This is a genomic window from Curtobacterium sp. MCSS17_006 (genome assembly GCF_003234215.1).
In the GTDB taxonomy this organism is placed as follows: domain Bacteria; phylum Actinomycetota; class Actinomycetes; order Actinomycetales; family Microbacteriaceae; genus Curtobacterium; species Curtobacterium flaccumfaciens.
Map to the genome: position 1 here is coordinate 36,917 of NZ_QKSO01000009.1, position 25,414 is coordinate 62,330.

Genomic DNA, 25,414 nt, shown 5'->3' on the forward strand with positions numbered 1-25,414 from the left:
GGGTGTCGGGCCTCCAGGCGGTCGCGACGCACGTTCCTTCCCATAGCAGCCGGACTGGAAAGCGGAATCGGGCGTACCTGGTCAGAACTCCCGACCAGGTACGCCCGATTCGACCAGGTACGCTCGATTCGACCCGGTACGCCCGATTCGACCAGGTACGCCCGAAACGACAAAGCCCCGGGCGCACGGGAACGGGGCCCGCGCCGCCCGGCACGGACCCCGTCTCGCGAACGGTGACTAGCGGCTCGTGGCCAACGCGTCGTTCGTCCCCGCTGCGACGCTCACGGGTGCACCCGTGACCGGCGTGGGACGTCCCAGGGAACGGACGGTCCACCCCGCTTTCACCCAGTCGAGGACCGGGAGGCAGTTGCGCGCGTCGATCACGACGCGGCGCCCGACGAGGTCGCCGAGGGCGACCGGGTCGGCGGTGATGATGTCGTCCCACTCGGTGAGCACGAGGACGACGTCGGCGCCCTCGATCGCGTCCGTCATCGAGGCGGCGTAGCTCAGCGTCGGGAACGAGCGCTTCGCGGGCTCCATCGCCTCGGGGTCCCAGAGCGTCACCTGCGCGCCGCGGAGGTGCAGCGCGGCAGCGACGTTCAGCGCCGGGGAGTCACGGACGTCGTCGGTCAGGGGCTTGAACGCGGCACCGATGACGGCCACGCGACGGTTGAGCACTGATCCCCCGGCCGAGTCGATCGCCATGTCGATGACCCGCTGGCGCTGCCCCATGTTGATCTCGTCGACCTGCTGCATGAGGCCGACGACCTGGCCCGCGCCGATCTCGTTCGCGCGGTACATGAGCGCCCGGATGTCCTTCGGCAGGCAGCCGCCGCCGAAGCCGAGGCCGGCGTTCAGGAACTTCCGGCCGATGCGGGCGTCGTGGCCGAGGGCGTCGGCGAGCGTGGAGACGTCGGCGCCGGTGATGGCGCACATCTCGGAGATCGCGTTGATGAACGAGATCTTCGTCGCGAGGAACGCGTTGGCGCTCACCTTGACGAGCTCCGCGGTGGCGAGGTCGGTCGTGATGACCGGGGTGCCCTCGCTGATCGGTGCGGCGTAGACCTCGCGGATCACGGCGTCGGCGGCCTCGGAGGCTCCGCCCCAGACCAGACGGTCCGGGTGCAGGGTGTCCTCGACGGCCTTGCCCTCACGCAGGAACTCGGGGTTCCAGATGAGTTCCGCGTCGATGCCGGCGGGGGTGAACTCGCGGACGATGCCGCGGAGTCGCGCTGCCGTGCCGACCGGGACCGTCGACTTGCCGACGATGAGGCCCGGGTGGGTGAGGTTCTCGGCGACGCCACGGGTGGCGCTCTCGACGTAGGCCAGGTTCGCGGCGTGCGACCCGGCCTTCTGCGGGGTGCCGACGCAGACGAAGTGGACGTCCGCGGCGGCGACGGCCGAGGCGATGTCGGAGGTGAACCGGAGCTTGCCGCTGGCGACGTGCTTCGTGATGAGCTCGGGCAGCCCGGGCTCGAAGAACGGGACCTCACCGGCGGACAGTGCGGCGAGCTTCGACGGGTCGATGTCGACACCGATGGTCTCGAAGCCCATCTCGGCCATGGCGGCCGCGTGGGTGGCGCCGAGGTAGCCGGTGCCGATGACGCTGATGACGGGTGCGGGACGGGTGTCGGCCGATGCGGTCGACTTCTTGGACTCGCTCATTGCGTGACCTCCTGCAGGTCGTAGTCGATGTCGTTGCGCTTGATGCCCTCGGCGAAGGCCTTGAGGGAATCGGCGCGGGAGTTGAGACGCCAGTCGTTCGTGGTGCGCTTGCCGTCGATGATGGTGGTCGCGGTCTCGCTGAAGTACGCGAAGCCGACGATGTCCTTGTTGGCGGGGTCCGCCAGCGCATCGAAGAGCGAGTTGATCCACTGCGTCTTCTGCGGGTTCGCGACACTCGTGCCGGTCTCGGTCGCCCCGATCTCGTTGAGCATGATGCCCTTGCCCGGTGCGATCTGGCGGAGCTGCGCGAGCGTCGCTCCGAAGGTCGTGCCGAACGTCGGCTGCTCGGTGGCGTCGCGGTAGTAGCCGCTCATGCCGACCCAGTCCACGTAGTCCGCACCCGGGTAGTACTGCCGCATGTAGTCGAGCGTCTGGTACTTCGGGTTGCCGAGCTTGTCGATGCGGCTCGGGGACCAGTCCCAGATGACGTACTTGTTCGCGCCGTTCGCCTGGAAGACGTCGTGCACGTGCTGCCACATCTTCACGTAGGAGCCGGCCGGGTTCTTCTGGTCGTCACCCTCGGACCAGTTGTACCAGGAGCCGTTCATCTCGTGGTCGAGACGGATGACCATCGGCTGCCCGTTGGCTGCCAGCGCCTTGGCGTACTTCGTCAGGTAGGCGTCGAACGACCCACCGGAGATGTCCTCGTTGGTGTACCCGGGGACGTACTTCTGGTCGTTGCCGGTCTGCGCCGGCACCGTCTCCCACGTCATGAGCGGGACACGGCCGTTGGCCCAGGAGCGCTGCACCGCAGGGGCGTTGAACTCCTGGTCGAAGCCCTGGAAGAAGCCGGTCATGTTCGACGCGGTGCCGACCTGACGGGAGACCTCGTCGTACTCGGCCCAGTTGAACGGGGACTGCGCGGTGTACAGGCCGTACCAGCGCGACTGCTGACCGAGGATCTCGGCCTTGGTCGGCGTGACGACCGGGGTGGCACCCGGGTCGGTCGAGGGACCGGGGTTCGGCTTCGAGCCGCCACCGTTGCCGGAACCAGAGCCGCCACCGTTGCCGGAACCAGAGCCGGAGCCGTTGCCGGACCCGGAGCCGTTGCCGGAGCCGTTGTCGGACGAGCCCGAGCCGGACCCGGCGGCCGAACCGGCACCGGACCCGCCGGAACCCGAGCCGCCGCTGCCGGAACCCGCGGTGTTGACGTTGGACGAGCCTCCCGAGTCCTTCGCGGAACCGAGCTGGGACTGCAGCGACGCGATCTGCGCCTTGAGTTCCGAGATCTGGTCGCCACGCGACCCGGCCTGGGCCGTGCGGGAGTCGAGCTTGCCCTCGAGCGACCAGATGCGCTCCTGGGCGGCGTCGAGCTGCGTCTGCAGCTCGGCGGCGGACACCTTCTTGGCCTTCGGCGCCTCGACGCCCAGCGCCTGGTGCACGGCGGTCGAGACGGGGCCGGAGGGCGAGATCCACACCGACCAGGTGATGAGGCCGAGCGCCAGCACGATGGCCGTCGTGCCGATGGCCGTCCGGCGGGCGTGCTTGCTGGACTGCGCCCACCAAGCACTCGAGGAACGGATGAAGTCAGACAATGAGGAACGCCTCCAGGGCGAAGATCGCGATGCCGATCACGTACGGGATCGCTGCGTACGGGTTGTACCGGCGGGCTCGGGCGGGGGCCGGCGCGGCTGCTCGCTGAGCCTCCTGCTGCGCGACCGCTGCTGCGGCCTCGCGGCGGGTGGCGAGCACGGTGGTGGTGGAGTTGGTCGCCGCGTCGGCGCCGAAGAGCTCGTCGAACGCACGGTCCACGGCCACCTGGTCGACGGTCTCGAGCGGAGCGGGCGAACCAGCGCCCGAACCCGCCTGCCCGGACCCGGCCGACCGGGCACGCTCGGCGTCGATCGGGCTGACCGGGACCTGCGCCGTGGAAGACAGCGGCTGGACGGCGTCCGCAGGGTCCTCCTGCATCGGACCACCGGCGTAGGCACCGGCCCGGGTCCCCCAGCCGGACGCGTGCGCCAGGCGGAAGAAGCCGATGAGCCGGATCGGCATCAGGAAGAACGTCGACACGATGATGAACATCGGCAGGCGGAAGAAGTCGCTCGGCTTCTCGGACAGGTGCCGCATCTGGCGGATCGCCATGCTCAGCACGCTCGAGATCACCATGAGCGCCGCGACGTAGACGAACCCGGTCGAGAAGCCGTACTGCGACAGGATGCCCTGGTACAGGTTCTCGCCCTGGCCGGTGAAGGCACGGTAGATCCAGCCTGCGATCACGCCGAAGAGCATGAACGGCAGGATGATGTCGGTGATGAAGAACGCCGCGAGGACCGGCGCGTGGCCGAGCATCCACGGCAGCATCCGCAGCGTGTTGTACTGCGAGCCGCGGGCCCAGCGGAGCTGCTGCTTGAACAGCTTCTTCACCTGCAGCGGGGCGTCCGTGTAGACCAGCGACGTGTACTGGTAGACGGTCCGGTACCCCTCCTTGAGCGTGAGGTTCGTCAGCGTCCGGTCGTCGGAGACCTCGAGGAACACGCCCATGAACTTCTCGTGCATGAACCGGTCCATCACCCGCATCAGGATGCTCCGGCGGAACGCGATGGTGCGCCCGGGCAGGCAGCCGATCTGCCCGAGGACACTCTGTGCCGGCATCGAGTAGAGCGCCCGCGAGTTCTCGAGCCAGTCGGCCCAGCGGGTGATCCAGCTGCGCTCCGGTTCGAGGATGCGCTGCCGGGTCGTCACGCCACCGACCGACTCGTCGGCGAACGGCTTGAGGAGTTCCTCGAGCGCGCCGGGGGTCCAGACGGTGTCGGAGTCGACCAGCACGGTGATGTCGCCGTTGGACATCTCGGTGCCGACCTTGACGGCGTTGCGCTTGCCCGGGATGGGCGTGTGGGTCCAGCGGACGAGCGGGGCGAACTCGTCGCAGACCTCCTCGAGCGCCTCGTTGCGGGCACCGTTGATGACGACGATGATCTCGCCGGGCTGCTGCTCGACCATGCGGCCGATGACGTCACGGAAGAGGTCGAGCGGTTCGTCCACGACGGGGACGACGACGCTGGTGGTACCGACGAAGGTGCCGGTGAAGGGGCGGTAGCGGGCGGAGATGACGACCTTGAGCAACCAGAGCAACCAGATCACCGCGGAGTACACGGCGAACAGGTAGAACTCGGGGTGGCCTTCGACCATCTGCCTGATCTGCAGAATGAAGGTGAACACTGATCCCTGCTTCAACGTTCGAGGTGGAGATTCCGCTTCATCGGGGAATCAGGGCCGGTTCGGGTGATGCAATTGATGCAGAACCTGAACGCGCGCGCAACGCGGCCCCCGTCCGGGGGCGTTACGGGCGCGTTACGGGGTACACACCGGTCCCCCTCTCGGCCGGTCGGAGTGGTCCCCCGTGGTGCTGACAGCACTCCTGCGGACCACGCCTCGACGCAGGGTCGCCCCGATGGGCGACAGGTGCGGCCTGGAGGCACGGGTCGGGTCCGACGGAAAGCCCAGGTCAGCAGGTGGTCACGCGGCGTGTCGGGGGACGTCGGAAAAGGTCCCCTGGCGGTCCGGTGGGAGTTCGGTCACGGCCCGGTAACGAGCGGGGCTCTGTTTCGAACAGGGGTACGAAGAGGGTGCCGTCGGGGGACGTCGTGCGACACGGAGAATTAACCTTCGATGGCTGCTCAGGTCGGGTCCGTCCGCGGACGCTCGGGCGTGTCGCGGGGTGCTCGGCGCGGCGTCGCCGGCGGGTCAAGCGCTGCGTCGGCGGCGGGTCAGGCGCCGTAGAACTCGCGCTCGAACACCTGGCGGGCGCGCCGCGTGACGCCGAGGTAGTCGTCCTCGAGGCGGCTCGCGGAGCCCGGCGGGTACTCCATCAGGCGGGCGACGCCCTCGAGCTGCACGCGGTCGACGGGCAGCACGTCGGTGGTCTTCCCCGACCACAGCACGAGGGCACTGCGCGTGCGCGACGCGAAGCGCCAGGCAGCCCCGAGCCGCTCGCCGTCCTCGGCACCGACGAGTCCGGCGTCGACCGCGGCGTCGAGCGCCTCGAGCGTCGACGTGGTCCGGAGCGACGGGATCTCGAGCGCGTGCTGCAGCTGCAGGAGCTGCACGAACCACTCGACGTCGCTGAGCGACCCGCGGCCGAGCTTGAGGTGTCGGGCCGGGTCCGCGCCGCGGGGCAGCCGCTCCGACTCGACGCGAGCCTTGATGCGGCGGACCTCACGCACCTGGTGGTCGTCGATCCGCTCCGGGTACCGGGTGCGGTCGGCGAGGTGCTCGAAGTCACGCAGGAGCTGTGCGTCACCGACGGCACCGCGGGCACGGAGGAGCGCCTGCGCCTCCCACGTGAGCGACCAGCGGGCGTAGTAGGCGCCGTAGGACTCGAGCGTCCGCGCAACGGGACCGTTCTTGCCCTCGGGGCGCAGGTCGATGTCGAGGTCGAGCGGGTGGATGGTGTCCTCGGTCAGGCGGTTGAGCTCGCGCACGATGGTCTGGGCGGTCCGGGACGCGACCTCGGGGGCCAGGTCGGGTGCGCGGTACACGTACAGCACGTCGGCGTCCGACCCGAAGCCGAGCTCCCGACCGCCGTACCGGCCCATCGCGATGATCCCGAACTCGAAGCCCTCGGGGGCGTCCCGGCGGGCGAGCGCGAGGGCGCCGGCGAGAGTGGCCTCGGTGACGTCGCTCAGGGCCGGGCCCAGGCCGTCGACGTCGAGGGAGCCGAGCACGGCGGCCATGCCGAGCCGCAGGGTCTCGCGCCGTCGGGCCGACCGGAGCAGCGCCGCGGAGCCGTCGACGTCGTTGCCGTGCCGGGCGGTGGTCGCGGTCATCTCGGCGAGCAGGGAGTCGATCGGCCGCGGACGCAGGAGCGCCTCGGGTTCGTCGAGCCAGGCCACCGCCTCCGGGAACCGTTCGAGCAGCCCGGACAGGAACGCCGACTCGGACAGCACCGTGGTGAGCGAGTGTGCGGCGCCGGACGAGTCGCGCAGCATGCGGAGGAACCAGCTCGACTCCCCCAGGCCGTCGCTCAACCGCCGGAAGGCCAGCAGCGCACGGTCCGGCGCCGGTCCCTCGGCCATCCAGCGCAGCAGCACCGGGAGCAGGTTCCGCTGGATCGCCGCGCGCCGGCTCGTGCCCTGCGTGAGGGCGCGGATGTGGCCGACGGCTCCGGCGGGGTCGACGAACCCGACACCGGCGAGCCGGTCGACGACCTGGTCGTTGGTCAGGACGATCTCGTCCTCGGTCGACGCCACCGCGGACAGCAGCGGCCGGTAGAACAGACGCTCGTGCAGCCCGCGGACCTCGAGCTTCACGGCGCGCCAGCGGGCCTCGAGCGCCGGGGCCGACGCCGCGACACCGCTCGACCGGGCGAGCACCCGAAGCTCCTCTTCGTCGGAGGGCATCAGGTGCGTCCGCTGCAGGCGCCGGAGCTGGATGCGGTGCTCGAGCACCCGGAGCAGGGCGTAGTCCGGGCCGAACCGAGCGGCCTCGGCGCGCCCGACGTACCCGGCGTCGGTCAGGGCGTCCATCGCCTCGAGCGTCGACCGGACCCGCACGGACGGGTCGTCGCGGCCGTGCACGAGCTGCAGGAGCTGCACGGTGAACTCGACGTCCCGCAGGCCACCGGGGCCGAGCTTGAGCTGCCGTTCGACGTCGGCGTCGGGGATGTGCTCGGTCACCCGCTCACGCATGCGCTGCACCGACTCGACGAACCCCGGCCGGGTGGAGGAGTTCCACACGAACGACGCGACGGCCTCGGCGTACCGGGCACCCAGGTCGGCGGACCCGGCGATCGGGCGGGCCTTGAGCAGCGCCTGGAACTCCCACCCCTTCGCCCAGCGCTCGTAGTACGCCACGTGCGAGTCGAGGGTGCGGACGAGTGCGCCGTCCTTGCCCTCGGGCCGGAGGTTCGCGTCGACCTCCCACAGGGCGGGCTCGGCGGCGAGGTCGGTGATCGCGTGCATGGCGGCGATCGCGATGCGGGTGGAGACGAGCACGGCCCGGTCGGTGGGGACGTCGTCGGTGGGCTCGGTGACGAAGATGACGTCGACGTCGCTGACGTAGTTGAGCTCACGGGCGCCGGCCTTGCCCATCGCGATCACCGCGAGCGGCGTCGCCGCGACGTCGGCCGCGGGGAACGGGACCTCGCGCCGGGCGATGTCGACCGCGGCGTCGAGGGTGGCGCCCGCCAGGTCGGCGAGGCCCGCCGCGACGGCCGGGAAGGCATCGGTCGGCACGGCGTGCAGCACGTCGAACAGGGCGATCTGGGCCAGGTGCCGGCGGTAGCGCACCCGCAGGCGCATCCGGGCGTCCTCACCCGTGGCACCGTCGACGGCCTCGGTCAGCGACGCCGTGTACCGCTCCTGCGACCACGGTTCACCGACCGGTTCGAGCAGCAGTGCGAGCTCGGCCGGACGCCGGTGCAGGAACTCCCCGAGCCCGATCGAGGCGCCGAGCAGGCGGATCAGGCGCTCGGTCGCGGCGTCGTCGGTCAGGACGGGGCGGAGCTCGTCCGGCGCGCGCTCGAGCAACCGCGCGAGCATCCGCAGGGCGCCGTCCGGATCAGCGGTGCCGCCCCAGAGCGCGGCAGACCCGGCGACCGGCAGCGGCACGTCGGGGCCGAACCGGGCCTCCAGGTCGGCAGCCCGCTCGAGGCTCTCCGACAGCCCGGCGAACCCCAGACGGGCCAGCTCCGAACGTGACGTCGTCGTCCGACCGGTCATGTGGAACGTGCTCCCGAGGGGTCAGGGCGCTCGGTTCTAGAGCGCGCCGAGGTTGGTGTCGAGCTCGAACGGGGTGACCTGGTCGCGGTAGCGCTTCCACTCCTGCCGCTTGTTGAGCAGCACGAAGTTGAACACCTGCTCGCCGAGGGTCTCGGCCACCAGCTCGGAGTCCTCCATGAGGCTCAGGGCGTGGTCGAGGCTCGCGGGCAGCTGGCTGTAGCCCAGGGCCCGGCGCTCCGAGTCGCTGAGGCTCCAGACGTTGTCCTCGGCCTCGGCGGGGAGCTCGTACTCTTCCTCGATGCCCTTGAGCCCGGCCGCGAGCAGCAGCGAGTACGCCAGGTACGGGTTCGCCGCCGAGTCGATGCCGCGGTACTCGATCCGCGAGGACTGGCCCTTGTTCGGCTTGTAGAGCGGCACGCGCACCAGGGCCGAGCGGTTGTTGTGGCCCCAGGTCACGAAGGACGGGGCCTCGTCGCCGCCCCAGAGCCGCTTGTACGAGTTGACGAACTGGTTCGTCACGGCGGTGATCTCCGGCGCGTGCTTGAGCACCCCGGCGATGAAGTGCTTGGCCGTCTGCGACAGCTGGTACTGGCCACCGGCCTCGTAGAAGGCGTTCTGGTCGCCCTCGAACAGCGAGACGTGGGTGTGCATGCCGGAACCCGGCTGGCCGGAGATCGGCTTCGGCATGAACGTCGCGTAGACGCCCTGCTCGATCGCGACTTCCTTCACCACGGTGCGGAAGGTCATGATGTTGTCCGCCATCGTCAGTGCGTCGGCGTAGCGGAGGTCGATCTCGTTCTGCCCGGGGCCGGCCTCGTGGTGCGAGAACTCGACCGAGATGCCGAGGTCCTCGAGCATCCGGACCGACCGGCGGCGGAAGTCGTGCGCGCTGCCGCCGGGGACGTTGTCGAAGTAGCCGGCCTGGTCGACGGGCTGCGGGCCGCCGTCCTTCCACTCGCGGCTCTTCAGCAGGTAGAACTCGATCTCAGGGTGCGTGTAGAACGTGAACCCGCGATCGCTCGCACGCGCCAGGGTGCGCTTCAGCACGTTGCGGGGGTCGGCCACGGCGGGCTGCCCGTCCGGCGTCGTGATGTCGCAGAACATCCGCGCGGTGGGGTCGATCTCGCCGCGCCACGGCAGGATCTGGAAGGTCGAGGGGTCCGGGTGCGCCAGGACGTCGGCCTCGTAGGAACGGGTGAGGCCCTCGATCGCGGAGCCGTCGAACCCGATGCCCTCGGCGAACGCGCCCTCGACCTCGGCCGGGGCGATCGCCACCGACTTCAGCGTCCCGATGACGTCCGTGAACCAGAGTCGGATGAACTTGATGCCGCGCTCCTCGATGGTGCGGAGCACGAAGTCCGTCTGCTTGTCCATGCACGACCTTTCCGTGTATCGGGTGGCCGCTGGCGGGCCTCGTCCCAGGCTAGTGGTCCGGCGGTGTGCGCGGGGCCGTGCGACGCGCCGTCACCGGGGCGCCGGCGGAGCGCCGGCCGCGGTGCTCAGCGGTCCTCGGCGTCCCACTTCTCGTTGTTCGCGGCGATGCGGTCGAGCGCGTGCTGCGCCTCCTCGCGCGTCGCGAACGGGCCGATCCGGTCACGCTGCGGGGACTGCGGGCCCTGCTCGACCTGGCCGGTCTTGTCGTTGAACCACCACTGGGACTCGATGCGTTCTTCGCTCATGTCGCCCACCGTACCCACGTGACCGCCTGGAGGCCCGGTGCCGGTCCGGCGGACCGGCACCGGGCCTCCAGGCAGTCACGTCCACCACGTCGGGCCGCACCCCGGGCGGTCGCGCTCGGCGCGTCGGGCCGCACCGTGGGGCGGTTGCGCTCGGCGCGTCGCGCCGCGGCTAGAGTGGTCCGCATGCCCCGGGACGAACACGGACACCTGACCGCCGGCCGCATCTCCCCGCACCGCGCCGTCCCGAAGGACATCGAGCGTCCGGAGTACGTCGGGAAGGTCGAGCCCCACGAGCACGGTCTCGGTGACACCTACACGCCGGACGAGGTCGAGCGCATCCGGGTCGCGGGACGCATCGCGTCGCAGGCCATCGACGCCGTCGGCGAGGCCATCCGCCCCGGTGTGACCACCGACGAGCTGGACCGCATCGGGCACGAGTTCGTCGTCGCACACGGCGCCTACCCCTCCACGCTCGGCTACCGCGGCTACCCGAAGTCGCTCTGCTCGAGCCTCAACGAGGTCATCTGCCACGGCATCCCCGACGACACCGTCCTGCAGGAGGGCGACCTCGTCAACATCGACATCACCGCCTACAAGGACGGCATGCACGGCGACACGAACCGCACGTTCGTCGTCGGGCAGGCCGCGCCCGAGGTGTCGGACCTGGTGACCCGGACCGAAGAGGCACTGCGTCGCGGCATCAAGGCCGTCGCCCCGGGCCGGCAGGTCAACGTGATCGGCCGCGCGATCGAGGCGTACGCGAAGCGCTTCGGCTACGGCGTCGTCCGCGACTACACCGGACACGGCGTCGGTCGGGCGTTCCACTCCGGCCTGATCATCCCCCACTACGACGCACCGCAGTACGACACGGTGATCGAACCCGGCATGGTGTTCACCATCGAACCCATGCTCACGCTCGGCGGCATCGAGGCCGACATCTGGTCCGACGACTGGACGGTCTCGACCCGTGACAAGTCGTGGACCGCGCAGTTCGAGCACACCCTCGTCGTCACCGAACGCGGCGCGGAGCTCCTCACCGTCTCCTGACCGGACACCTCCGGCAGGCAACCGAAAGGCACGACAACCTCATGACCTCCCTCGCAGTCGGCGTCGACATCGGTGGTACGGGCATCAAGGGCGCGATCGTCGACGTCGCGTCCGGCGCCCTCACCACGGACCGCATCAAGAAGGCCACGCCCGAGGGCGGGAAGCCCCAGGACATCACGGCGGTGGTCAAGGAGATCATCGGCGAGCTCGCCCCCGGTGACGACGTGCCCGTGGGCGTCTGCTTCCCGGCGATCGTGCGGGACGGCAAGACGATGTCCGCCGCGAACGTGTCGAAGAAGTGGATCGGCTTCGAGGCCGAGGCACTGTTCGAGAAGGAACTCGGCCGCTCCATCCACTTCGTCAACGACGCCGACGCCGCCGGGTTCGCCGAGCAGCAGTTCGGTGCGGCCAAGGGCAAGGACGGCCTGGTCATCGTGACGACGCTCGGCACCGGCATCGGCACCGCGCTCATCAACGACGGCGTGCTCATCGTCAACTCCGAGCTCGGGCACCTGGAGATCGAGGGGCACGACGCCGAGTCGCGCGCCTCGTTCGCCGCCAAGGAGCGCGACGACCTGTCGTGGAAGCACTGGGCGAAGCGCCTGCAGAAGTACTACTCGACGCTCGAGGCCCTGCTCTCCCCCGAGCTGTTCGTCGTCGGCGGCGGGGTCTCGAAGCAGTACGAGGAGTTCCTCCCGCTGCTCGACCTGCAGGCGGACATCATCCCCGCGACGCTCCGCAACAACGCCGGCATCATCGGTGCCGCGACCCTGGCGGCGCGCAGCGTCTAGTCCGGGTCGGGCGTACCGGTCGCGGGCGTAACTGGTCGCGCGCGTACCTGGTCGCGGGCCTACCTGGTCGAATCGGGCGTACCTGGTCGGAACTTCCGACCAGGTACGCCCGTTCTCATCAGGTACGCGTGTGCGTGGGGCTCCCCACGCATCGGGCACCGCGGAGCCGGGTAGACTCGCTCCAGCGAATGGGTCGGTGAGACGGTCGCGTCGCTCCCCCGGGAGCGCCGAGGAACGTCCGGGCTCCACAGAGCAGGGCGGTGGGTAACACCCACCCGGAGCAATCCGCGAGACAGTGCCACAGAAAGCAGACCGCCGGCGGCAACGTCGGTAAGGGTGAAACGGTGGTGTAAGAGACCACCAGGGGTCCGGGTGACCGGATCCGCTCGGTAAACCTCGCCCGGAGCAAGGTCAGACAGAGGACGTCGAGGCTGCTCGCCGAGTCCTCGGGTAGACCGCTGGAGGCCGACGGCAACGTCGGTCCGAGAGAGATGGCCGTCACCGCCGTGCAAGCGGCGGGACAGAACCCGGCGTACGGCCGGCCCATTCGCCCCTCCTCCTTGCCGCGTTGGTCGGCGCGCGGACGGCGTGCGCGGCGCGCGCGGTCACGACTCCCCGCTCAGGTTCACCGAGCGGTCACCAGCTGTCGGCCGGCACGGCCGCAGCCGACAGATCGTGACCGCTCGGCGCCAGGCGAGCGACGCGTTGCGACCAGCCCACGACGGACAGGAGGCGCGGTGCGGCGCCGCCACGGGCCTCCCGTCAGGCGGCGCGCGCGGTCACGACACCCCGCTCAGGTCCGCCGAGTGGTCACCAACCGTCGGCCGGCACGACCGCAGCCGACAGTTCGTGACCGCTCGGCGGCACGCACCCGACGCGTTGCGACCAGCCCCCGACGGACAGGAGGCGCGGTGCCAGCTGGCACCGCGCCTCCGCCACGGACGTCGCTCGCGTCTACAGCCCGGACTCGGCCGTCCGCACCAGGATCGCGTCGCTGTCGGGGCACAGCACCACGTCGTCGGGCGCAGCCCGGCGGATCGTCTGCAGGTCGGAGTTGTTGAGCGCCACGCCCGAGGCCGTCGACACGCCGCCCTGCAGCAGCGAGGCGCCGAAGCCGTAGCGCGCACGCTGCCGGTCGTACAGGGCGAGCAGCTCGGCCGGCACCTTGGCGGCGACGTCGGCGCGGGCCTGCTCGGCGGACTCGCGGTCGGCCGTGAGCCGGGCGATCTCGGCGTCACGCTCGGCGACCAGGCCACCGCGGGCGGCCTCGACGTCGGCGAGCTTGGCCTCGATGTCACCGACCCGGGCGCGGAGGCCGTCGAGGTTCTCCATGATCTCGAGCTCGGCGGTCTCGAGGCCGCCGATGCGCCGCTGCAGCGAGTCGAGCTCGCTCTGCAGTCCGGCGGCGTCCTTCGCGTTCGCGACGTTCTGCAGCATCGTGGTGTCGCGTTCGACGCGGGCCTGCGCCACTGCGGTGTCGGATTCCAGGCGGGCGAGGTCGCGCTCGGCGTCCTCGACCTCGCCGGTGGCGGCGACGAGTTCGCTCCGGAGCGCCGCGGCCTGCTTGCTCAGCTCGGTCAGCTGGTCGCCCTTCTGCAACGACGTGATGCGGTGCGCGATGCGGGTGACGTCGTTGTCGAGACGCTGGACGTCGAGGAGGATGACCTGGTCCTCGGGTGCTGCCTTCATGGTCAGGCTCCTTCTGTGGGGGTGGTGGGTTCGGCGGCCGGCAGGACGGCGAAGTCCCACGGGTCGGTGCGGAGGTCGCTCACGGTGACGCGGACCCCGGCCCGGGTGCACAGCTGCTCCGCGGCGACGTCGAGCCAGAGCCACTCGGTGGCCCAGTGCGAGGTGTCGATGAGCGCCGGCCCGCCGCCGAGGAGCGCCTGTTCGCGGAACTCCGAGGCCGGGTGGTGCCGCAGGTCGCTCGTGATGTAGACGTCGGCGTCGAGCACGGCGGGGTGGCCGAGCAACGAGTCGCCGGCACCCGCACAGAGCGCCACGGTGCGGACGGGCTGGTCGAAGTCACCGGAGACACGGACGCCGGTGGCCGTGGGCGGCAGCAGGTCGACGAGCTTCCGGGCGAGGGCGCCGAGGGTCGTCCCCTCGGGCAGCACGCCGACGCGACCGATGCCCGTGTCGGGGTCGGCTCCGGCGTCGAGCGGGCGCTGCTCGGTGAGCCCGAGGCGGTCGGCGAGGACGGCCGAGGTGCCGGTCGTCACGACGTCGGCGTTGGTGTGCGCCGCGAGCAGGGCGCTGCCGCCACGCACCAGCGTCGCGAGGACACTGCCCTTGTAGGTCGACTCGGCGATCGTCGTCACCCCGCGGAGCAGCAGCGGGTGGTGCGTGAGCAGGAGCCCGGCACCGAGTTCGACGGCTTCACGGGCGGTGGCGGGGACCGCGTCGACGGCGAGGTGCACGTGCTCGACGGTGGCGTCCGGGTCGCCCGCGACGAGGCCGACGGAGTCCCACGACTCGGCACCGGCGGCGGGCCACAGGTCCTCGATCACGGCCTGGAGTTCGCGGAGCGTCGGCATCCCGTCAGTCTACCGAGGCGACCGCCCCGCACGGGGCAGCCGGTCCGTGTGGGGTGATCCGGGCCTCCAGGCAGTGCGGCCGGAGGCGGGGTGACCGGAAGCGGTGCAGCCGACCGCGCCGCGGCCGCGGGGCGTCAGCGACGACCGAGCAGGCCGAGCAGGCGGTCGACGAGTCGCGACCACCAGCCGGCCGGGGCCGGTGCTGCCGCGGTGTCGGTGTCGGTGTCGGCTTCCGTCGCGTCCGCGACGGGGGCCGGGACGACGGGTGCGGCGACGGCGTCCGGCAGGACGACCGGCGTGCTCGCGGTGACGCCCTGGTGCGCGGTGAGCGCGGCGGCGAAGGCCGCGCGGTCGATGACCGTCGGCCCGGTGGCGGGCAGGACGAGCGGGGTGGGTCGCGTGGCCGCGGACACCGGGGACACGGCCGGGAGGCCCAGCACCGGTCGGACGGGTTCGTGGCGTTCCGGGGTGACGAGTGCCACCACCGGCGCGGCTTCCGCGGTGGGTGCGGCCTGCGCTGCTGCGGGGACGCTCGGTGCTGCGCGGGTCGGCACGGGTGCCGGCCGGGTGACGAGCGCCACCAGCGCGGTCGCTGCGCGGCGGGCTGCGGCACGGTCGCGGCGGTCCGCCTCGGCGGCGGCGTCGGTGAGCAGGTCGGCGAAGACGGTGTGGGCGAAGGCGCGGGCGGCGGTCACCTCGGGGTCGTCGGATCCGGCGACGGTGGCCTCCCACGCGGCGAGGCGAGCGAGGTCCTCGTCACGGCGGCGGACCTCATCCTCGAGCAGGACGATGCGCTCGATGCTGCTGCGGCCCGTGGACGACGACACCTCGACCGCGAGGTCCTCGATGCGCAGGGCCAGACGCTCCGGCGGCTCCGGGAACGACGGGGCGCAGACGGCGGCGTGGCGGGCGCGGTCGCGACGGAACGCGGGGGCGGCGACGGGTGCCGACCGGGTGGTCTCGTCGGCCGGGGCGGGGGTGGCGACGTGCGCCGGGGCGGTCGTCGGGTCGGCAGTCGTCGCGTCGGCGGTTGCTTCGGCGGCCGCGGTGGTGGTGCTGCTCGCGGCGTGTCCGGGGCGCTGCACGGGGCCGGTGACGGGCGGGACGACGAGGTCCGGCACGTAGGGGGCACGGGTCGCCGGTGCGTCGCGGAGCCACTCCTCGAGCTCGCGGCCGAACGGGTCCACGAGCGGGGTGCGTGCGCCGGACTGGGTCTCCATGTCCGAAGGATAAATATCGCGCGACCCGAAACGCGGGACATCCGCGGTGTGTCGCTGCACCGCCTGCCATATCGCGGCGGAGTTGAGCGGCGTGTCGCGCCCGTCGTCACCGAGGTGGGCGGAGGCCGCCCTCGAACGCCCGCAGCAGTTCCCGCCCCGCGGGCCATGCACCGACGCCGCTGGCGACGTTCACGTGCCCGAGGGCACCGACACGGACGACGTCCGCGCCCATCGCGTCGGCGAACACGAGCGCCCGGTCCGCGCTGCAGTAGGGGTCGTCGTCGCTCACGACGAGGCGTGTCGGGACCTGCTGGGCCGGGGGCACCTCGCGCGGTGTCACGAAGCCCGATGCCTCGTCCGGGAACGTGTCGCCGAGCGGGTCGGGCGGGGCGACGAGGAAGGCACCGGCGACGAGCGTGGAGGCATCCGCCGTGGTGGCGAGCCAGTCGGCGACGGCCAGGACGCCGAGGCTGTGGGCGATGAGGACCGGCGGCTCGCTGCACTCGGCGGCGGCATCCGAGATCGCGGCGCGCCAGTCATCGGCGTCCGGCTCGCTCCACGAGGTGGGGGCGATGCGGACCGCGGCGCGCTGCTGGTGGTGCTGGTCGTGCTGATCTTGCCGGTCCCGCTCCCAGATGGACTGCCAGTGGTCCGGGTCCGAGTTCCAGATGCCGGGGACGATCACCCACGGTCGCGGTCTGCTCACCCGGGCAGCGTAGCGAACCGGCGAGCCACCGTTCCGGAGTGTGACGCGCGGTGCACTGCCCGGCTCAGAGCTGCGGGACCGCGCCGCGGGGCTGCTGCAGCGTGTCGCGCGGGTACTGCCCGAAGCGCGACGCGTAGGCCGCCGAGAACCGGCCGAGGTGCGCGAAGCCCCAGCGCAACGCCACGCTCGCCACCGTCAGGTCGCCCGCCGACGCGCGGCGGAGTTCCTCGTGCACGCGGTCCAGCCGGATCCCCCGCAGCAACGCGTTCGGGGCCGTTCCGACCTGCCGCTGGAACGCCTGCTGCAGCCCCCGGACGCTCAGGCCGACGTGCTCGGCGACGTCCGTCGTCGTGATGGGTGTGTGGGCGAAGGCGTGCATGAACTCCACGGCCTCGCGCACGCGGCCCGTGGCCCCCTGCGGCAGCGCGACGTCGGGGGCGATGGTCTCGTGCGGGAACGTGTCGAGGAACGCTAGCGCGGTCTCGCGCACGGTCTCGGCGAGGGCCAGCTCGGTGAGCGGTGCCGGTCCGAGCACCACCGCGGCCGCACGCTGCACCCGGGCGTTCCAGGCGCGGAGGTCCTCCGGCCGGGGTGCCGCGGTGTGGTCGAACACGAGGGGCCCGGGCCGGGTGCCGTGCACCTCGGCGGCGACGCCCTCCAGGTACGTGCGGTCGAACTGCACGAGGCTCTGGCGGACGTCCTGCAGGTCGAACACGAAGGGACGCCGCGTCGGGAACACCCGCGGGGTCCCCGGTGCGAAGTCGACCTCCTGGCGACCGACGTCGACGCGGCCACCGCCGTCCGACGTCCACATCACGACGTACTCGTCGGGGACCTCGACCTCGCCCTGCATTCGCCCGTCGAACCGGGTGGAGCGGAACGTCATCGATCCGTCGCCCACGACCTGGAACCGGTACGCGAACGGACGATCGGTCCGGGACGCCGAGAACCCCGTGCTCTCGTAGGCCTCTTCGTACAGTTGCACGGCCGCGTCGAGTCCGGCGCCGGACGTCTCGAACCGGATCCGGGGATCAGGCTCGACAGTCATCGCGCGAATCGTGACACGGTGTCCGGGAAACGCGACAATCGCCGACCCGTCATTGCGGTTTGCGGCCCACGGAGTGCGCTGGGCGGACGACCGGGGACCCCCGTCGGTGTGTGACGGGCTTGCTCCCGCTCAGTGCCGAGAGCGCAGCACCGTCCAGCGGTTCCGGTCGGCGACGCGTTCGTACCGCAGGTCGTCGACGACCATGCGGACGAGGGCGAGCCCACGACCGCCTTCGGCGAAGTCGTCGGGCAGCACGGCGGCGTCGGGATCCACCGTCGCCGCGACCCCGTCGTCGGACAGCAGCGCCTGGAAGCGTTCGTCGCCGATCTCGAGCCGGAGCTCGCACGAGACGCCGTCCGGGCGGGCGCCGTGCTCGATGACGTTCGAGGTGAGTTCGACGAGGGCGAGTTCGAGGGCCATCCGGTCCTCGGCGGCGACGGACGGCTCGTGCTGCCACACGCCCGCGAGGAAGTCGTGCACGGCGGACACGTCGTCCGGAGGGCACGCCAGTGCGAGCATGTGCTCGGCGACGGGGGCGGTCATCACCAGTCGGTCACCGCGGCGTCCCCGTCGGGGTACGTCCGCAGGATCTTGTCGATGTTGGAGAGCTTGAGAACCATCTGGACCTGTTCCGACGGTGCCGCGATGCGGAGGTCGCCGCCGGCCTGCCGCGCGGTCTTCAGACTGCCGACCAGGGCGCCGAGGCCGGAGGAGTCCATGAACTCGACCCCGGAGAGCTCGACCACGAGCCGCGATCGCCCGTTGCCGACGATCTGGGCGACGGTCTCGCGGAACGTGGGCGCGGAGACCATGTTGAGCCGGCCGCTGCACTCCAGGACGGCGGTGTCGGTCTCCGCCTCGTGTACGACGATGTCCATCTCGGTGGGTCTCCTCAGATCGGTGCGCCTTGCAACCAGCAACCTACCGGCTCAGACCGTCAGTTGTGGGACCGGTTTCGCCGCGTCGCCGTCACCTGGACCACGACGGCCGCGGCCATCAGCGCTGCCATCACCCCGCCCATCGCCAGTGCGGTGCCGCCGAGGGCGCCGGCGAGCGGGGTGCCGAGACCGCCGATGCCGAAGGTCAGGCCGCCCTGCAGGGCAGCCGCCGTGCCCGGGTGCGCCGCGCCGACGTGCTGCGTGCGGGTCATCGCCGCCGGCAGGACGAAGCCCCACGCAGCCGTCACCACTGCGAGCGAGCACCACACCGGCACCGGGCCGAACCCGAGGAGCGCCGACGCCAGCACGGCCGTGGCTCCGACCGTCCCGACGACCAGGCCCAGGGTCAGCAGGGCGTCCTCGCTGAACCGCCCGACCAGCCGACCGAACAGCAGCGTCGTGACGATCATCATCGACGCGTTCGTGGCGAAGACGAGCGTGTACAGCCCCTCGGAGAACCCGAACTCCGACTGGAACACGAACGAGCTCGTCGCGATGTACGCGAAGAACCCCACCGTCGACAGCACCCCACTCAGCACGTAGGCCCGGAACCGCGGGATCGCCAGGAGTTCGCGGATCCGCTGCCCGTTGGCCGCGAACCCGACGCCACCGCGACGCTCCGGCGACAGGGTCTCGCGGAACCGCAGGACCACGGCCACGAAGAACACGGCGCCGAGCACGGCCAGCACGACGAACATGAGCCGCCACGTGCCGATCGTCAGCACCGCTCCCCCGGCCAGCGGGGCGACCACGGGTCCGATCGCGTTGATGGCCGCGAGCGTGCCGAACACCTTCGCCATCCGGGTACCGCTCGTCACGTCGGACACCATCGCCCGGCCGGCCACGGCACCCGCGGCTCCGGCGAGTCCCTGGGCGACGCGGGCCACCACCAGCGTCACGACGTCGGGGGCGAGCGCGCAGCCGACCGACGCGAGGGCGAACAGGGCGGTCCCGACGACGAGCATCGGCCGACGACCGATCCCGTCGCTCACCGGTCCGACGAGCAGCTGGCCGACCGCGAAGGCCACGAGGAACGCCGTGAGCGACAGCTGCACGGCGCCGGGCGTGGTGCCGAGGTCGCGCGCGATGGCCGGGAGTGCGGGGATGTACATGTCCGTCGCGAACGGCGAGACCCCGACGATGAGCGCCAGCGGCACGATCGGGGGCAGCACGGTCGTCGTCGGTCCCACGCTGCGCTCCGTCGTCACCTCGGACACGCTACGCGTCCCCGAATCGATTCGACGGGCACTTCGTGAGCAGGAACGGTCGGGTCGCGGTGCCGGAGGCGACCGTTCCTGCTCACGAAGTGCGGCACGGGACGTGCGCGCGGACGGACGGGAGGCCCGGTGCCAGCTGGCACCGGGCCTCCTGTCCGTCGGGTGGGGGCGTCAGCCCGTGTTCTGCAGGCCGGCCGCGATCCCGTTGACGGTGAGCAGCAGGAGCCGGTGGTCGGCGTCCGTCGGGTCCGTGCTGCCGGACGTGCGGATGGCGCGTAGCGCACGGAGCTGCAGGTGCGACAGTGCGTCGACGTACGGGCTGCGGAGGCGCACGGCGCGGGCGAGGACGGGTCGGTCCTCGAGCACGTCGCTGCCGCCGGAGACGCGGAGCACCCAGTCGCGGGTGCGGACCATCTCGTCGAGCACCTTCGCGGCGAGGTCGTCGCGGTCGGCGAGCTCGAGGTACCGGCGGGCGATGTGCTCGTCGGTCTTCGCGAGCGACATCTCGACGTTCTTGATCATCGCGGCGAAGAGCGGCCAGTCGGCGTAGGCGGCGCGGAGGACATCGACGTCGCCGACGGCCTCGAGCGCGGAGCCGAGCCCGTACCAGCCGGCGAGGTTGATGCGCGCCTGCGTCCACGAGAACACCCACGGGATGGCGCGGAGGTCCTCCAGCGACTCCACCGACAGGCCACGACGGGCCGGGCGGGAGCCGAGGGGCAGCAGGCCGATCTCCTCCATCGGGGTGACCCGGGCGAACCAGGGCGCGAAGCCGTCGGCCTTGACCAGGTCGTAGAACGCGACGCGCGAGACGTCGTCGAGCTGCTGGGCGAGGTCGGCGAACCGGGCGGCCGCGGCGGCGGTGCGCGCCTCGTTCGACGGCGTCGACGCGAACAGCGTCGCCGAGGCCATCTGCTCGAGGTGGCGCGCGGCGATGTCCTGGTCGCCGTACTGGGCGAAGATGACCTCACCCTGCTCGGTGAGCTTGAGCCGGCCGTCGATCGATCCCGGCGGCTGCGCGAGGACGGCCTCGTTGGCGGGACCGCCGCCCCGGCCGAGCGAACCGCCGCGGCCGTGGAACAGGGTCAGCTCGATGTCGTTGTCGCGGGCCCAGTCGGCGATGCGGGCCTGGGCGTCGTACAGCGCCAGGTTCGCGGACACCGGGCCGACGTCCTTCGACGAGTCCGAGTAGCCGAGCATGACCTCGAGCCGACGGCCGGTCGCGGCGAGGCGTCGCTGGAAGGCCTCGGTGCGGACGGCCTCGTCGAGGATGTCGACGCTGGCGTGCAGGTCGGCGAAGGTCTCGAACAGCGGGATGACGTCGAGCACCGGCGCGGCCTCGGCCGACCCGAGCGCGGCGACCGCGAGTTCGTGCACGTTCGCCAGGTCCGCCGGGGACTGCGTGAACGACACGATGTACCGGTTCGCCGCGCGGACGCCGTAGCGGGACTGCAGCCCGGCTATCGTGCGGAACACGGCGAGGACCTCTTCGGTGGTCTCGCTCAGTTCGCCACCGGCGCGGATCTCGGCCAGGGCCGTGCGGTGGACCTGGGAGTGCTGGCGGACCTCGAGCTCGGCCAGGTGGAACCCGAAGGTCTCGACCTGCCAGATCAGGTTCTGCAGCTCGCCGTTGGCCGGGCGGATCGCGCCGGCGGCGACGAGCGACGCCTGGATCGTGCGGAGGTCGGCCAGCAGCGCCTCGGGACCGTCGTAGGCCAGTGGGGTGGTGCCGGTCCGGGTGGCGTCGATGCGTGCTGCGACGAACAGGAGCGCGCGACGGTGGGTCTCGTTCGGTGCGCGGACGCCGATGCGCTCGGCGATGCCCGGGTCCAGGGACTCCTGCGCGGCGACGAGGGCGGTGAGGCCGGCGTCGGCGGGGGTGTCGCTCGCGTCGAGCGTCAGGGCGCTGCCGATGCGGGTGGTCGCGCGGGCGAGGCCGAGCAGGATGTGCTCCGCCGCGATCTCGGCGGCCTGGCGGGTGACGTCGGCCGTGACGTGCGGGTTGCCGTCGCGGTCGCCGCCGATCCAGGTGCCGAACCGCACGAACGCGGGGGCGATCACGGATGCACGGCCGGCGTCGTCGCCCTGCAGCCGGTCGTCGAGCAGGCGGTAGACCTGCGGGACGATCTCGAACAGGGTCTGGTCGAACACGCTCATCGCGGTGCGGACCTCGTCGAGCGGGGTCGGCCGGGTGGTGCGGAGCGGCGAGGTGCGCAGGAGGGTCGTGATCTCCTCGAGCAGGCGGCGCTCGTTCTCGGCGCGGGCCGTCGCGTTGCGGGCACGGTCGCGCTCGTCGATGAGGTCCGTGATGCGGCGGACACCCGTGGTGACCGCGCGGCGGCGGGCCTCGGTCGGGTGGGCCGTCAGCACCGGGTGGAACCGCAGGGTGCGGAGGCGCTCGGCGGCCTCGGCCTCGCCGACCTCGGCGACGAGCTCGGCGTAGGTGGCGGGGAACGAGTCGCCGGCCACGCCACCGTCGTCACCGCGCTGCCGGAGGACCCGCACGCGGTGGTGCTCCTCGGCCAGGTTGGTGAGGTGGAAGTAGGTGGTGAACGCCTGTGCCACGGCCTCGGCGCGTTCTGCCGACATGCCCGAGACGATCGCCTGGGCCCGCGCTGCACCCTCGGCGTGGTCGCCCTCGTAGGCGTCGATCACGGCGGCGCGCAACGACTCCACGTCGTGGAGCAGTTCGTCGCCCCCGTTCTCCCGCAGCACCCGGCCGAGGAGGTTGCCGAGGTACCGGACGTCGGCGCGCAGGTCACTGTCGACCGCACCGCTGACGTCGTCCCGCGCGCGCTCGTGGCGTGCAGATCCGTCGATCGCCGTCATGGAGTCCTTTCCGGGTCGTCCGGGAGGCTGGTCCCGGGTCCCAGCAGCGTATCGGCACCCTGGGGCGCATGACGTCGACCGTCCGGACGGACGCGGGGGAGGGTCCGGGTCCGGACGGACGCGGGGCCGGGTCCGGACGGACGCGGGGCCGGGTCCGAGCTGGCCTGCTCGGCGACCGCCGCTGTGCGGTCAGGCCGTGACGGCGGCGACCGTCGTGTCCCCCGGCTCCTGACGGAACGGCGAACGGCGGGCATCGAGGCCGGCGAGCAGCCCACGGTTCAGCTCGTAGGCGAGCTCGACCTCGGCGATCACCCGCTCCTGTTCCTCTGCCGTCCAGGGCGCGGCGTCGAGCTGGGCCCGGTAGGTGTGCTCGAAGTCGCTCGGGTCGGCGACCTGGTCGAAGATGTAGAAGAGGACACCGTTCGTGTCGAACCCGAACCGCTCGGCCAGCACCTGCCCGATCACGTGCCCGCCGGACACGTCGCCGAGGTACCGCGTGTAGTGGTGTGCGACGAAGCCGCCGGGCCACTCCGCCGCGACCTCGTTGAGGCGTCGCACGTACGCGGTCGTCGCGGGCAGCGGGCACACCAGTTCGGACCAGTCCGGGCCGATCAGGTACTCGAGGTCGGCACGGATTGCCGGCATCCGGGTGAGTTGCGCGGTGACGAACGGCGCCGCAACGGGGTGGTCGGCCATGCGTTCCGCCGCCCGCTCGAGCGCGTCGTACACGAAGGCGTACTGTCCGAGCAGGTCCGCGTAGTCGGCGACGTCGCAGTCGCCACCGAGGAGGTCCTGCATGAAGCCGCTCGTGGCCGAGGCACCGTGCGAGCGCCGCGTGCGTCGGCGCAGCAGCTCGGAGAACGGGATGACGGTCGAGTCCATGAGGTAAGGCTAACCTTAGTGATGCGCGCGTCAAGCAGGGATCACCCAGGTGGCGCCGAACCCGCGAGAGGAAGCTCCCCCACGATGAGCTCGAAACCCAAACGCCCCCAGCACGTCTTCGTCGTCGACCGCACCGAACGGCTCTCGCCCCACATGGTGCGCGTGCACCTGGGCGGCTCGGCCTTCGAGGACTTCGTCGCCCAGGCCGACCCCGACAGACTCGGCTCGACCGACAAGTACGTCAAGCTCCTGCTCGCGAAGCCGTCGCTCGGACTCGTGCCGCCGTACGACCTCGAGGCCCTGCGCGAGACCCTGCCGAAGCACGACCGCCCGGCCCGCCGCACCTACACGGTGCGGGCGGTCGACCACACCACGCGGACCATCGCGATCGACTTCGTCGTGCACGGCGACGAGGGCCTCGCCGGGCCCTGGGCAGCGTCCGCGCAGCCGGGTGATCGGCTCGCCCTGTCCGGGCCCGGTGGTGGCTACGCGCCGAGTACCGACCCGGCGGTCACGCACGTGCTGCTCGGTGACGACAGCGCCCTGCCCGCGATCGGCGCCGCACTCGAGTCGATGCCAGACTCCGCCACCGGGGTCGCCCTGGTCGAGGTGGCCGGGCCCGCCGACGAGCAGGACATCCGGCACCCGGCCGGGGTCGACCTGCGGTGGCTGCACCGGGACGCCACCGGCGCCCAGCCGGGCACGCTCCTGCTGGAGACGGCCCGCGGGCTGCCGCGTGCCTCCAGGCCGGTCCAGGTCTTCGCGCACGGCGAGCGGACCGCGATGAAGGCGATCCGTCGGCTGTTGCAGGACGACTGGGGGCTGGAGAAGCGCGAGATGTCGTTGTCGGCGTACTGGGCGCTCGGTCGTGGTGAGGACGAGTTCCAGGAGGAGAAGCGCGAGCCCGTCGGGGTGATCTTCACCGACTGACTGCGGCCTGCGTGCCCGATCCTTCCCATGGCGGGCGCGATGGCTGGTGGAAACGGGCGTACCTGGTCGGAAGAACGGACCAGGTACGCCCGATTCGGCCCAGTACGCGCGCTATTGGTCGGTACGCCCGGTTCCCGCAGGTACGCCCGTTCTTTCCCAGAACAGTCGCGATGGCTGATGGGAACGGGCGTACCTGGTCGGAAGAACGGACCAGGTACGCCCGATTCGACCCAGTACGCCTGTTCTTGGTCGGTACGCCCGGATCGGCGAACGTCCGGGGTGCCCGGTTCCCGCAGGTACGCCCGTTCCTTCCCATGGCGGGCGCGATGGCTGGTGGGAACGGGCATGCCTGGTCGGAAGAACGGACCAGGTACGCCCGATCCGACCAGGCACGCCCGGCACGCCCGTTCTCGGTCGGTATGCCCGGACCGGCGGACGTTCGGGGCGCCGAGTTCCCGCAGGTACGCCCGATCTTTCCCAGAACGGGCGCGATGGCTGGTGGGAACGGGCATGCCTGGTCAGAAGGACCGACCAGGGACGCCCGATTCGACCAGGGACGCCCGGTACGTCCGGCGCGCGCAGCGGCCGGGAGGCCCGGGGCACGTCGGTGGGTCGGGCTAGCGTTCCGCGCATGGTCACCTCCTCGTGCTGCGTGCCGGGTTGCGCAGGCGTGCTCGCGGACGGACTCGCGGGCGTCCCCCTGTGCGGCGCGCACATCGCGTTCGTCGCCGACCTCGCGGCCGAACACCCCGGCATCGAGGACGCCCTGCCCGGCCCATGCCAGGCGTGCGGGTCACGGATCGGGGTGCGGTACCCCTCGGGTGCGGTGTGCGCCCGGTGCGAGTGGCGGTGGGGCGACGTGCCGGACGGCGACCTGGCTCCCCCGCGGGTCGACGTCGTCTACTACCTGCGGATGCGCGACGACTTCGGCGACCGCATCAAGATCGGCACGACGATGAACCCCCGGCACCGGCTCGCGGCGATCCCGCACCAGGACCTGCTGGCGTTCGAACGCGGTGATCGGACCCTCGAACGCCGACGGCACGCCGCCTTCGCCGCCAGCCGGTACCCGGGTACCGAGTGGTTCCGGGTGACGCCGGAACTCCTGGCCCACGTGGACGCCGTCGCCGCCGGGGTCGACGACCCGTGGGACCTGCACGCCCGGTGGACGAGCGAGGCGCTCGCGCTGCGGGGCTGAGCCCC

Annotated in this window: 20 protein-coding genes and 1 other RNA gene; 5 read left to right on the forward strand and 16 right to left on the reverse strand. The window is 71.7% G+C overall.

Going from position 1 to position 25,414, the window contains the following annotated elements; translation table 11 throughout:
• Positions 1–237 precede the first annotated feature (237 nt).
• From DEJ21_RS10135 to DEJ21_RS10160, 6 genes are all read right to left on the reverse strand, one after another.
• Positions 238–1,665 carry a UDP-glucose/GDP-mannose dehydrogenase family protein gene (locus tag DEJ21_RS10135; RefSeq protein WP_071403961.1) on the reverse strand — a complete coding sequence of 476 codons (1,428 nt, stop codon included), beginning with the start codon at positions 1,663–1,665 and terminating at the stop codon, positions 238–240.
• The gene (locus tag DEJ21_RS10140; RefSeq protein WP_111224492.1) at positions 1,662–3,260 is read right to left on the reverse strand and encodes a glycosyl hydrolase; all 1,599 of its coding nucleotides are present in this window, start codon (positions 3,258–3,260) and stop codon (positions 1,662–1,664) included. The genes DEJ21_RS10135 and DEJ21_RS10140 overlap by 4 nt, the downstream gene beginning before the upstream one ends.
• Positions 3,253–4,887 carry a glycosyltransferase family 2 protein gene (locus tag DEJ21_RS10145; RefSeq protein WP_111030163.1) on the reverse strand — a complete coding sequence of 545 codons (1,635 nt, stop codon included), beginning with the start codon at positions 4,885–4,887 and terminating at the stop codon, positions 3,253–3,255. The genes DEJ21_RS10140 and DEJ21_RS10145 overlap by 8 nt, the downstream gene beginning before the upstream one ends.
• A gap of 548 nt (positions 4,888–5,435) precedes the next feature.
• The gene (locus DEJ21_RS10150; protein WP_111224493.1) at positions 5,436–8,387 is read right to left on the reverse strand and encodes a bifunctional [glutamine synthetase] adenylyltransferase/[glutamine synthetase]-adenylyl-L-tyrosine phosphorylase; all 2,952 of its coding nucleotides are present in this window, start codon (positions 8,385–8,387) and stop codon (positions 5,436–5,438) included.
• A 36-nt stretch (positions 8,388–8,423) separates the two neighbouring features.
• Positions 8,424–9,761 carry a type I glutamate--ammonia ligase gene (gene glnA, locus DEJ21_RS10155; protein ID WP_027465449.1) on the reverse strand — a complete coding sequence of 446 codons (1,338 nt, stop codon included), beginning with the start codon at positions 9,759–9,761 and terminating at the stop codon, positions 8,424–8,426.
• 125 nt (positions 9,762–9,886) lie between these two features.
• Positions 9,887–10,066: an SPOR domain-containing protein gene (locus DEJ21_RS10160; RefSeq protein ID WP_111023013.1), complete on the reverse strand. Its 180-nt coding sequence runs from the start codon at positions 10,064–10,066 to the stop codon at positions 9,887–9,889.
• 183 nt (positions 10,067–10,249) lie between these two features.
• Between DEJ21_RS10160 and map the strand changes: the two genes are divergently transcribed.
• From map to rnpB, 3 genes are all read left to right on the forward strand, one after another.
• Entirely contained in the window at positions 10,250–11,113 is an 864-nt protein-coding gene (gene map, locus DEJ21_RS10165) for a type I methionyl aminopeptidase (RefSeq protein ID WP_071403965.1), read from the forward strand.
• Between the two features lie 41 nt (positions 11,114–11,154).
• Positions 11,155–11,904, forward strand: a complete 750-nt coding sequence (ppgK, locus tag DEJ21_RS10170; protein WP_027465446.1) for a polyphosphate--glucose phosphotransferase — start codon at positions 11,155–11,157, stop codon at positions 11,902–11,904.
• 189 nt (positions 11,905–12,093) lie between these two features.
• Positions 12,094–12,454: RNase P RNA component class A (gene rnpB / locus DEJ21_RS10175), an RNA gene on the forward strand.
• 404 nt (positions 12,455–12,858) lie between these two features.
• On the opposite strand, the gene DEJ21_RS10180 is transcribed toward rnpB, so the two are convergent.
• From DEJ21_RS10180 to DEJ21_RS10225, 10 genes are all read right to left on the reverse strand, one after another.
• Positions 12,859–13,593, reverse strand: coding sequence for a zinc ribbon domain-containing protein (locus tag DEJ21_RS10180; protein WP_027465445.1), 735 nt, complete (start codon positions 13,591–13,593; stop codon positions 12,859–12,861).
• Positions 13,594–13,595: 2 nt separating this feature from the next.
• Entirely contained in the window at positions 13,596–14,441 is an 846-nt protein-coding gene (locus DEJ21_RS10185) for a Nif3-like dinuclear metal center hexameric protein (protein ID WP_111224494.1), read from the reverse strand.
• Positions 14,442–14,575: 134 nt separating this feature from the next.
• Positions 14,576–15,661, reverse strand: a complete 1,086-nt coding sequence (locus DEJ21_RS10190; RefSeq protein WP_111224495.1) for a hypothetical protein — start codon at positions 15,659–15,661, stop codon at positions 14,576–14,578.
• Between the two features lie 106 nt (positions 15,662–15,767).
• Positions 15,768–16,367, reverse strand: a complete 600-nt coding sequence (locus tag DEJ21_RS10195) for an alpha/beta hydrolase (RefSeq protein ID WP_111224496.1) — start codon at positions 16,365–16,367, stop codon at positions 15,768–15,770.
• Positions 16,368–16,431: 64 nt separating this feature from the next.
• The gene (locus DEJ21_RS10200; protein ID WP_111224497.1) at positions 16,432–17,415 is read right to left on the reverse strand and encodes an AraC family transcriptional regulator; all 984 of its coding nucleotides are present in this window, start codon (positions 17,413–17,415) and stop codon (positions 16,432–16,434) included.
• A 129-nt stretch (positions 17,416–17,544) separates the two neighbouring features.
• On the reverse strand, positions 17,545–17,958 hold the full coding sequence (locus DEJ21_RS10205) for an ATP-binding protein (RefSeq protein ID WP_035808261.1): 414 nt from the start codon (positions 17,956–17,958) through the stop codon (positions 17,545–17,547).
• Positions 17,958–18,293: an STAS domain-containing protein gene (locus tag DEJ21_RS10210; RefSeq protein WP_017886068.1), complete on the reverse strand. Its 336-nt coding sequence runs from the start codon at positions 18,291–18,293 to the stop codon at positions 17,958–17,960. The genes DEJ21_RS10205 and DEJ21_RS10210 overlap by 1 nt, the downstream gene beginning before the upstream one ends.
• A gap of 59 nt (positions 18,294–18,352) precedes the next feature.
• Positions 18,353–19,543: a multidrug effflux MFS transporter gene (locus tag DEJ21_RS10215; RefSeq protein ID WP_258374998.1), complete on the reverse strand. Its 1,191-nt coding sequence runs from the start codon at positions 19,541–19,543 to the stop codon at positions 18,353–18,355.
• Positions 19,544–19,741: 198 nt separating this feature from the next.
• On the reverse strand, positions 19,742–22,399 hold the full coding sequence (locus tag DEJ21_RS10220; RefSeq protein WP_111224499.1) for a phosphoenolpyruvate carboxylase: 2,658 nt from the start codon (positions 22,397–22,399) through the stop codon (positions 19,742–19,744).
• Positions 22,400–22,588: 189 nt separating this feature from the next.
• Positions 22,589–23,281 carry a heme oxygenase (biliverdin-producing) gene (locus DEJ21_RS10225; RefSeq protein WP_111224500.1) on the reverse strand — a complete coding sequence of 231 codons (693 nt, stop codon included), beginning with the start codon at positions 23,279–23,281 and terminating at the stop codon, positions 22,589–22,591.
• An 84-nt stretch (positions 23,282–23,365) separates the two neighbouring features.
• Between DEJ21_RS10225 and DEJ21_RS10230 the strand changes: the two genes are divergently transcribed.
• Complete coding sequence (locus tag DEJ21_RS10230) at positions 23,366–24,211, forward strand: siderophore-interacting protein (RefSeq protein ID WP_111046882.1); 846 nt, start codon at positions 23,366–23,368, stop codon at positions 24,209–24,211.
• A gap of 631 nt (positions 24,212–24,842) precedes the next feature.
• Positions 24,843–25,409, forward strand: a complete 567-nt coding sequence (locus tag DEJ21_RS10235; protein WP_111224501.1) for a GIY-YIG nuclease family protein — start codon at positions 24,843–24,845, stop codon at positions 25,407–25,409.
• Positions 25,410–25,414: the final 5 nt, after the last annotated feature.